The sequence below is a fragment of the Hydrogenophaga sp. genome, from assembly GCF_051007235.1.
Classification (GTDB): Bacteria; Pseudomonadota; Gammaproteobacteria; order Burkholderiales; family Burkholderiaceae_C; genus Hydrogenophaga.
In genome coordinates, this window is record NZ_JBPCSJ010000470.1 from 1 (window position 1) to 9,865 (window position 9,865).

The 9,865-nt window shown below is 72.5% G+C and carries 4 protein-coding genes; 1 reads left to right on the top strand and 3 read right to left on the bottom strand.

The genetic code is table 11. The features are described from left to right. Positions 1 to 169: 169 nt before the first annotated feature. From ACR2JA_RS16635 to ACR2JA_RS16645, 3 genes are read right to left on the bottom strand one after another with little or no spacing between them, the layout of a single operon-like run. Positions 170 to 2,182: a two-component system sensor histidine kinase NtrB gene (locus tag ACR2JA_RS16635; RefSeq protein ID WP_434010191.1), complete on the bottom strand. Its 2,013-nt coding sequence runs from the start codon at positions 2,180 to 2,182 to the stop codon at positions 170 to 172. Then, positions 2,179 to 2,985 carry a carbon-nitrogen hydrolase family protein gene (locus ACR2JA_RS16640; protein WP_434010192.1) on the bottom strand — a complete coding sequence of 269 codons (807 nt, stop codon included), beginning with the start codon at positions 2,983 to 2,985 and terminating at the stop codon, positions 2,179 to 2,181. Before ACR2JA_RS16640 ends, ACR2JA_RS16635 begins: the two co-directional genes overlap by 4 nt. A 30-nt stretch (positions 2,986 to 3,015) precedes the next feature. Beyond that, on the bottom strand, positions 3,016 to 7,182 hold the full coding sequence (locus tag ACR2JA_RS16645; RefSeq protein WP_434010193.1) for a YhdP family protein: 4,167 nt from the start codon (positions 7,180 to 7,182) through the stop codon (positions 3,016 to 3,018). 14 nt (positions 7,183 to 7,196) lie between these two features. Between ACR2JA_RS16645 and glnE the strand changes: the two genes are divergently transcribed. Then, positions 7,197 to 9,865: bifunctional [glutamate--ammonia ligase]-adenylyl-L-tyrosine phosphorylase/[glutamate--ammonia-ligase] adenylyltransferase (gene glnE, locus ACR2JA_RS16650; protein ID WP_434010194.1), on the top strand; the 2,669-nt coding region annotated here is incomplete at its 3' end.

Here is a 9,865-nt window from a genome sequence, read left to right on the forward strand (position 1 = left end):
TGCTGGGGGCGGCACTGGCGGCCCGGCAAAGCCGGTTCCGCGGTGCCCTGGATCAACTCCCCCTCCGGCGCACAGTGTCTGCGTCGAGGATGCGGTGGAACCGGCTTTGCCGGGCCACTCGCATCGCCCCCTGGGGTGTGACGCCGCAGGCGGCGCAGGGGGGGCCTGTTCACGCCACCGGTAACGTGAACCGGAAGGTCGTGCCGCGCGGCTGGGCCGTTTCGTGGACCAGCGCGCCGCCGTGCTGCTCCACCACCGTGCGGCACAGGCTCAGGCCCAGGCCCATGCCCTCGGCCTTGGTGGTGAAAAAGGGCGTGAACAGCTTGTTGCGCACCTCCTCGGCCAGGCCCTGGCCGTGGTCGGTGACGGCGAACTCCACCCAGGCCTTGCGCGGTGCGCGGTCGCTGTCGGTCCAGGGCTTGGCCAGGCGGGCCGAGAGGGTCAGCATGCGCAGGCCCGAGCGGGTGGGCGGGTCTCCGTCGGGCATGGCCTGCATGCCGTTGCGCGCCAGGTTGAGCAGCACCTGTTCGACCATGGTGCGGTCGCACTGCACCGCGGGCAGGCCGGGCGCGATCTCGGTGTGCACGCGGATGCCCAGCTTCTTGGCCTGCAGGCCCAGCAGCGGCGCGATGGCGTCGAACAGGCTGTGCGGCGCCACCGGCTCGCGCACCTGCTCGCGCCGGCGCACGAAGTCGGCCACGCTTTTGATGACGCGGCCAGCGCGCTCGGCCTGCTCGCCGATGCGGCGCATGGCCTGGTGCAGCTCGTCCGGGCGCAGCTCGCCGGCCGGGCCGTCCAGCAGGTTGAGGGTGCCGGTCGCGTAGCTCGATATGGCGGCCAGCGGCTGGTTGAGTTCGTGGCTGAGCAGCGAGGCCATTTCGCCCACCGTGGCCAGGCGCGCGGTGGCCTGCAGGCGGTCCTGGCTGGCGCGGTTGAGCTCTTCCACGCGGCGCTGTTCGGTCAGGTCCAGGATGGCGCTCATCCAGCCGGTCTGCACGCCCTGGGCGTCGATCAGCGGCGCCTCGATGATGAGGACCGGAAAACGCGTGCCGTCGCTGCGCTGGAACACCGATTCCCAGCCCTCGCGCGGCAGGTCGCGCCCGGCCAGGCGCACGGCCTGGCGCTGCTGGTACTCGTCCACCAGCTCGGGCGGCCACCAGGGCGCGGGGAAGCCGCTGCCAATCAGCTGTTCGGTGCTGTAGCCCACCATCTGGCAGAAGGCGGGGTTGACGTAGGTGATGCGCCCGTCCATGTCGCGCGCGCGCAGCCCGGTGACCAGCGAGTCCTCCATGGCCTTGCGAAAGGCCAGCGCGTCGGCCAGTTCGTGCTCGGCCTGCTGGCGGCGGCGGATGTCGTGCGCCAGCAGGCCCAGCACCGCCAGCAAGGCCAGCGAGAGCACGCCCACCACGGCCGTGAGCACGTTGGGGAACAGGGCGTACACCGCGCGCGGGCTTTCCAGCCGCAGCATCAGGGTGTGGCCGGGCAGGTCCAGCAGGCTGGTGGCCACCAGGGTGCGGCGCGCGCCGCCCACGCTGCTGTGCAGGGCCAGGCGGGTGCCGTCTGGCTCGGTGAAGGCCAGGCCGCGACCGCGCAGGAAGTCTTTGGTGGTCAGCTCCGCCAGGATGCCCGGCAGCCCATAGGTGGCCACCAGATAACCGCTGGTGCTGCCGGCGCGCACGACCGGCAGGCACATCTCCATCAGCTCCATGCCCAGCCCGTCGCTCAGCGGCCAGAAATAGCTGGGCGAATAGGCCGGGCCGGAGACGCGGCGGGCGTTGTCGCAGGCCTGCTGCACGTCCGGCCGGGCCTGGGAGCGGTCGAGCTGGCCAAACGGCTGCGCCATGAACGGGGTGTCGCGCTGGGCCAGCGTGCGCAGCTGCAGGTCGCGCCATTCCAGCCTCACGATCTCGCGGTGCGAGGCCAGCATCTCGGCCGCCGGTCCGTCCCACGCGTCGGCGCTGGGCGCCACGCTGTGCAGCGACTGCAGGGTCTGCACATTGCGCAGCAGGCCGCTGCGGATGTCGCTGGCCACGCCGCTCGCGTCGGCCTCCAGCGCCGTCTGGTCGCGCTGCTGTTCGTACGCGGTCGCCAGGAACACCAGCACCGCCAGCAAGGCCACCACCAGCGCCAGCAGGGCGCCCCAGAGCAGCCAGCGGCGCGAGCGCAGGGCGTCCGCGATCACAGCTTCCGGTGTTGCAGCGCGGGCAGCTGCTGGCGCACGCGCTGCAGCTCGGTCATGTCCAGCTCGGCCATGGCGATGCCCGGCCCGGTGGCCTGCATCGCCAGCACCTGGCCCCAGGGGTCGATCACCATGCTGTGGCCCCAGGTGCGGCGGCCGTTCTCGTGCAGGCCGCCCTGGGCGCTGGCGATGACGTAGGCCTGGTTCTCGATCGCGCGGGCGCGCAACAGCACCTCCCAGTGGGCCTGCCCGGTGGTGTGGGTGAAGGCCGAGGGCACCAGCAGCACGTCGGCCGCCAGTAGGCGGTAGAGCTCGCCAAAGCGCAGGTCGTAGCAGACGCTCTGGCCCACGCGCCAGTGCTGGCCGTCGCGCGCGGCGCAGTCGAAGGTGGTGGGCGTCTCGCCGGCCACCAGCACGTTGGCTTCGTCATAGGCTTCGCGCCCGTTGTCGTAGCGGAACAGGTGGATCTTGTCGTAGCGGCTGACGGCCTGGCCCTTGGGGTTGTAGGCCACCGAGGCGTTGGCCGCGTGCAGCGGGTCGTCGGTGGCCATGGGCAAGGTGCCGCCCACCACCCACATTTTGAGGTCGCGCGCGGCGTCGGCCAGGAAGTCCTGCACCGTGCCCAGGCCGGGCGTTTCGGCCAGCAGCAGCTTGTCGGCGTCCTGGTGGCCCATGAAGCAGAAGTACTCGGGCAGCACCGCCAGCTCGGCACCGCAGGCCGCGGCCTGGCGCAGCAGGCGCAGGGCCTCGCTGAGGTTGGCGTCCAGGCTGATGCCCGAGACCATCTGGATGGCAGCGACTTTCATGGGGACAACTCCTTGTGCAGGGAAGGCAGCTTACTGCAGCGCGGGACCGGGTGTGGCCGCCGGGGCGGCGCCCCGGGGCGGGGGTTCGATCTTGTCGACCTTGGGGTCGGACCAGCCGCCGGTGATGTGGAACTGCTGTGTGGTCGCGCTCTGCAGCGGCGAGCGCAGCAGCAGCTGGGCCAGGAAGGTGCCCAGGCCCACGGCCGGGTTGACCGCGGTGGCCAGCAGCGACGCGGTGCCTGCGTTGATCTCGGGCACCACCACCACCGTCAGGTCCTGCGTCTCGCGCGCCAGGTCGGCACTGCCTTCCATCAGCACGGCCGCGTTCACCCCTTTCATCTGCAGGTTGTTCGTGCGCAGCACGCCCTGCTCGATGCGCGCGTCCCCACGCACGAAGTCGAACGCGAAGCCTTCGGAGAACACGTCGCGGAAGTCCAGCAGCAGGCGCCGCGGCAGGGCCTGCAGGCTGAGCACACCCAGCAGTTTGGCCGCGCCGGGATCCACCTTCAGAAACTGCCCCCGTTCGATGTCGGCCTTGATCTGACCCGTGAGGCTGGCGTGGTCCAGCGACAGCGGCGAACCCAGCCAGCCGATGTTGCCCTCGATGCGGCCCTTGCCCCCGCGCACCAGCCCCTCACGCCCCAGGCGGGCCAGCAGCTGGCCGGAGTCGTCGATGTCCAGCGCAAAGCTCAGCGCGGTGCGCCGGGCGGCGCCCGGCCCATTGGCGGTGGCGGCCCAGTTGCCGGTGGCCGTCAGGCGCGCCTCGGGCGCGGCCAGCTTGAGTTTGGTCAGCCGCCATTCGCGCTGGCGCGGGGCGCCGCCGCGGTTGACGGCCTCGATCTCGACCCGGCCGAGCAGGCGGTTGCCCACGGTGAGCGCGTCCACCGCGATGTCCAGCGCCGGCACGCTGCTGGGCTGCTGCAGGATCTGTTCGACCTCGCTGGCCGCGCCGGGCGCCAGCGTCATGCGCGCCAGCCGCGCGAACACGCTGCCCGGCTGGTTGCCGCTGGGCTGGCGGTATTCGGCGTAGCCGGCCAGCTCGTCGGCCTCGATGTTGGCGCGCCAGGGCCCGCCGCCCTCGCGCGAAGCGCCCACCACCACGCGCTGGAAGCTGCGGCCATCCAGCGTGAGGCGGTCGGTGCGCAGGGCCAGGCTGGTGGGCAGGTAGCTCAGGCTGGCCGCGGTGGCGGCCTCGGCCGGTGCCCGCACGCCCACCCCGGTGGCGCTGGCGAAGGCCTTTTCCCAGGCGTCGGCGTCCAGCTGCGGCGTGTGCACATTGGCCGCCACGCCGGCCGCTGGCAGGGGCGCGGCCTCGCCCGCGCCCAGCCCCAGCGCGATGCTGCCGCGTTGCACGCGCGCCTCGGGCCCGCTGATGTCGCGCTCGTAATGCAGCGCCAGCAGCGGTTGCGCCGCGGGGCCAACGTCCACCTTCAGCCGGTCGGTCAGCGCCAGCTCGCCGTCCACACCGCCGGTGGTGCTGAGCACGCTGGTCTCCAGCCGCAGCGGCAGGCTCTCGGCCGCCGTCTTGCCCAGCGGGGCGGGCAGCGCCAGCGCCAGGCCCTGCAGGCTGCTGCTGACCAGCAACTCGGGCTCGCCGGCGCGAAAACCCAGCTGCGCGCTGTAGCCGGTGCTGCCGCTGCCGTTGGCGAACAGGCGCGACACAAACCCCAGCCCCGCGTCGCGCAGGCCCTCGGCACTGGCCGTGCCCTGGCCGCGGAACTGGATGCGTGGCACGCCGCGCGGATCGGGCCGCATGCCACCGTCAAACCGCAGCTCGCCGCCGTACAGGCGGGCCTGCGCACCGCTGACGGCAAAGCCCTGCTCGCTGAAGTCCAGCGTGCCGGTGGCACGCGCCAGCAGCGGCGAGTCGGGCGTGATGCGCACGTCGTTGCCGGTGAACTGCACCGTGCCCTGCACGCTGGTGCGCGCCACCGCGTGCAGCGGCAGGCTCAGGCGGAACTGCACGTTCGCGGGGCCGCTGATCTGCGCCTGGGCCAGCGCCTCGCCGGTCATGGCGTTCAGCGGCGAGCGGCGCACAAACCCCAGCACCTCGCCGGCCGGCCCCTGGGCCTGCGCGCTGACCACCAGGGTGGAGGTGTGGGCCAGGTCGGCGATGGCGATGCTGGCCTGGCCCAGGCGCACGCTGGGCGCACCGTCCAGGCCCGACTGCACGCCGGTCAGGCGCAGCGCCGCGCGGTCGAGCAGCAGCTCGCCCTGCACGCCGCGCAACCCGGGCCAGGGCACCTCGCCGGCCAACTGCAAAAAGGCCGGCACGTACTGGAAGTCGACGTCGCGCAGGCCGGCGGCGATGCGGAAGGTGCCCTGCGCGCCGGGCGTGTTGAACGGCATGTCCCAGACCTCGCCCTGCACGCGGAAGTCCACCCGGTCGGCCGTGCCGGCGCGCACCGCCTCGCGCACGTAGCGCCGCGCCTCGGGGCCCACGCTCAGCGGCAGGTAGCGGTGCACGCGGGTGGCGTCGGCGCGGGTGAGCGTGGCGCTGAGGTCCAGCACACCCGGGAAGCGGGCCCGCGCCGGGCTGGTGGCCGGGTCGCCGGTGTGCCAGTGCGCCTGGCCCGTGCCCTGGGCGTCGGCGTTGGCCATGCTCAGGCGGTCCAGCCAGACGTCGATGCGCTCGCCCTGGCGGGTCCAGCGCGCCTCGGTGCTCAGCTGCTGCAGGGGCAGCAGGCGCTCCTCGAACACGCCGGGCAGTTCCAGCGTACCGTCCTGCACGGCCACCTGGGCGCGGCCACCGTCCTGGTCCAGATCGAACTCCACCGCGGCGCCGCGGATGCCGGGCCGGCCCGGCAGCGGGTGGTCACCGAAGCTGGAGATCTGGCCGCTGTCCTCGCCGGTCAGCGCCAGGCCTTGCACGCGGCCCTTGGCCCGGTAGCCGGCCACGCCGGGCGCGGCACCCTGCCAGCTGGCGGTCAGGCCCTGCACCAGGCCGGCAGGCTGCAGCCGCGCCAGCCAGCCGTGGGTGGTGGTGGACAAGGGCAGGTGGGTGGCGATGGCGGCCAGCGCGCCCAGGTCGATGCGGTCGGCCGCCAGCACCGTGCCGGCCTCGCGCCCGGCCCGGCCGCGGCTGTGCTGGACCGACAGGCGCCCGCCGGGCCAGACCTGGCCGCCCTGGGTGCGAAAGCGCAGGTCCTCGGTGGCCAGGCCGTAGCCCTCGTCGCCCCACTGCGCGCTCAGTCGGCCCTGGAGTTCGTCGATGGCCAGCGCCGGCAGCTGCGGGCCCAGCTGGGCCTGCACCGCCTGCAGCGCCAGGTCGGCGGTGATGCCGCCGATACGCCCGCCGGTCACGTCGGCCCACAGGCGCAGCGCGCCCTGGCCGCTGCGCACCTCCACGCCCCATTCGGACAGGTCGGCGTGCACGCGCAGGCGCGCCACGTCGGCGTGGGGCAGGTCGGCGTAGAGCTCGCCGTTCCAGTTGTGCCAGGGCGTCTGGCCGGCGCGGCGCAGGTGCAGGTCCAGCAGCGGTTCGCGCAGGCGCCCGCGCAGGCTCAGGCGCTGGCCCCAGTCGGCCGGCGGCGTGGCGTCGAGGCGAAATTCGTGGCGCCGTGCGGTGTTGCGCAGCACAAAGTCCAGTGCCGACAGCGCCAGCGGCGGCTGGCCGCGCAGGTCGTCGGTCCAGCGCACGGTGCCGCCCTGGATCACGAACTCGGGTTGTGCAAAGAACCAGTCGGCCGCGGCGGTGTCGCCGCTGGCCGGGCCGGACAGGTCCAGCCCCGCCACTTCGATGCGGCCCTGCGCGGTGCGCCGCACGTCCAGCACCGGCGCCTGCAGCAGCACCTGGTCAAAGCCCAGGCGCCAGAGCGAGCGGGGCGAGAGCGTGGTGCGCACGCTCGGCAGGCGCAGCGCGTCGCGGCCCTGCGGGTCGAGCAGGCGCACGTCGGACAGTTCCAGGCTGGGGGCCAGGCCGGGCAGGAAGTCGGGCAGCCAGAGGTGGCCCCCCTGCCCGGATTCGGCGCGGATCGCACCGACCTTGACCGGTACCCCCACTGCGCGCGTTGCCCAGCGTTCGAGCTCGGGGCGCCAGTCGTCGATCCGCGGCACAATCCACAAATGCAGGGCGGCCCAGGAGAGGGCCAGCAGCGCCCACGCCGCCAGGACCAGCCACAGCAGCAGCCGCGTCGCCACGGAGAGGGTTTTGAGGGTTCGCGTGGCCGTCGCGATCGGCGCCTGGCTTTGATTCATGTCCAACGCAAATTATGACGGTCAGCCCATCTACAGGTTCCGCAGCGGATGCATCCGGCGTGTCAACAAATGTGTTCCGTTCCTGTGGGGCCCGCCCCGCGCTGACCGAGGCAGACCGGCGCGCCGACCATTCCCGGTTTGTGCAGCGCATCCGCCGCCGCTACGCCGACGAACTGGCCCTGCTGCCCCCCGGCCCGCCGGTGCACGCCAGCATGGGCGAGTGCCTGGCCCGCCTGCGTGAACGTGGCCTGGCGCTGCCGGCAGCGCTGCGCGTGCTGCGCCAGCTGGTCATGGAACGCCTGGTGGTGCTGGACTGCGAGCAGGGCGCGTCGCTGGCCGACGTGACCCGCGCCGTCACCGAACTGGCCGAACTCGCGCTGGACCACGCCTGCAGCCTGGCCTTTGCCGAACTGGACGCGCTCTACGGCGCGCCCACCGGCGAGAACGGGCAACGTTCGCAGCTGTGGGTGATCGGCATGGGCAAGCTCGGTGCGCGCGAACTCAATGTGTCCAGCGACATCGACCTGATCTACGTCTACGACGCCGACGGCGACACCGCCGGCAACGCCAGCGGGCGCAACCGCATCACCAACCACGAGTACTTCGCCAAGGCGGTCAAGCACATTTACAACACGGTGGGCGAGACCACCGAGCACGGTTGCGTGTTCCGCGTCGACCTGGCGCTGCGGCCCAACGGGAACTCGGGGCCGGCCGCGGTGTCGCTGGGCGCGCTGGAAGAGTATTTCCTGGTCCAGGGCCGCGAGTGGGAGCGTTTCGCCTGGCTCAAGAGCCGCGTCATCGCACCGGCCGCCTGCGTCACCAGCGGCCACGCCAGCGCGCTGCGCGGCGCGGTGCTGCCCTTCGTGTTCCGCAAGTACCTGGACTACAACGTCTTCGAGTCGCTGCGCACGCTGCACCGCCAGATCCGCGACCACGCGGCCAAACGCGCCGCGGGCAACCCGGGCCGTGCCAACGACGTCAAGCTCTCGCGCGGCGGCATCCGCGAGATCGAGTTCACCGTGCAGCTGCTGCAGGTGGTGCGCGGCGGCCAGTTCCCCGAACTGCGCAAGCGCCCCACGCTGCAGGCACTGACCTGTGTGAGCAAGGCCAACCTGATGCCGGTGGCCACGGCCGAGGCGCTGGCCCGGGCCTACGAATTCCTGCGCAAGGTCGAGCACCGCATCCAGTACCTGGACGACCAGCAGACCCACCTGATGCCCGAGCGCGACGACGACCTGGCCTGGATCGCCGCCACCCTGGGCTACACCGACACCTGCGCCTTCCTGCACGAACTCGACAGCCACCGCGAGGTGGTGGCGCACGAGTTCGATATCCTGCTCGGCGGCGCCGGCCAGGGCGGCTGCAGCGGCAAAGGCTGCAACGGCAAGAACGGCGGCCGCAGCGCGGTGGAAGACCTGCAGGGCGTGCTGCCCGGCCTGCCCGAGGCGTTTGCCACCAAGGTGCGCGAATGGAGCGAGCACCCGCGCGTGCTGGCCCTGCGCGAAGACGCACGGGTGCGCCTGGTGCGCCTGGTCGAGCGCACCGGCGCCTGGCTCGAAGAAGGCCGCGTGAGCGAAACCGCCGCGCTGCGCCTGGCCGACTGGATCGAGCCGCTGCTGCGCCGCGAGAGTTACCTGGCGCTGCTGCAGGAGCGGCCGTCGGTGCACGAACGCCTGCTGCGCCTGCTGGGCGCAGCCAAGTGGCCAGCGCGTTACCTGCAGCGCCACCCGGGCGTGATCGACGAGCTGGCCAGCCAGCAGCTGCTGACCGACCGCTTCGACGCCGCCGGTTTCGAGGCCGATCTGGAAGAGCGCCGCCGCTCGCTACAGCGCACCGGCGAAGACGACGAGGAAGCCCTGCTGAACCTGCTGCGCCGCGCGCACCACGCCGAGGTGTTCCGCACCCTGGCGCGCGACGTGGAGGGCGTGCTGACGGTGGAGCAGGTGGCCGACGACCTGAGCGCGCTGGCCGACACCGTGCTGCGCGTGACCGCGCGCTGGTGCTGGGCGCGGCTGAAGAACCGCCACCGCGACGAGCCGGCCTTTGCCATCATCGGCTACGGCAAGCTCGGCGGCAAAGAGCTGGGCTACGGCAGCGACCTGGACATCGTCTTCGTGTTCGACGACGAGCATGAGAGCGCCAACGAGATCTACGCCGGCTTCGTGCGCAAGCTCATCAACTGGCTGCAGGTCAAGACCGGCGAGGGCGACCTGTACGAGATCGACACCGCGCTGCGGCCCAACGGCAACTCGGGCCTGCTGGTGACCAGCTTCGCCGCCTACGACGACTACCAGCGCGGCCGCGGCAGCAACACCGCCTGGACCTGGGAACACCAGGCCATGACAAGAGCGCGATGTGTATTGAGCCCCCACGCTCCACCGCTGCGCGGGTCGCTGCCCCCCGAGGGGGCTGGCCCCGCCTTGGGGCGGCCCGGCGGCGGGGCCCTCGGCGCTCCGGACGACTCTACTTCGCTGGCAGCGCGCTTCGATGCCGTTCGAGAGGCGGTGATCACCGCCGAGCGCGACCACGCGTCGCTGGCGCAGGAGCTGGTGGCCATGCGCGAGAAGGTGCGCGCGGCGCACCCGGTCAAGGCCGGGGCGTTCGACGTCAAACACAGCGTGGGCGCCATGGTCGACGTGGAATTCGTCGTGCAGTACCTGGTGCTGGCGCATTCGGGCCAGCA

What these genes read in the sequence shown, in the direction of transcription:
- ACR2JA_RS16640 (WP_434010192.1), bottom strand. Translation starts at nt 2,985, where the DNA reads ATGAAAGTCGCTGCCATCCAGATGGTCTCGGGCATCAGCCTGGACGCC.
- ACR2JA_RS16645 (WP_434010193.1), bottom strand. Translation starts at nt 7,182, where the DNA reads ATGAATCAAAGCCAGGCGCCGATCGCGACGGCCACGCGAACCCTCAAA.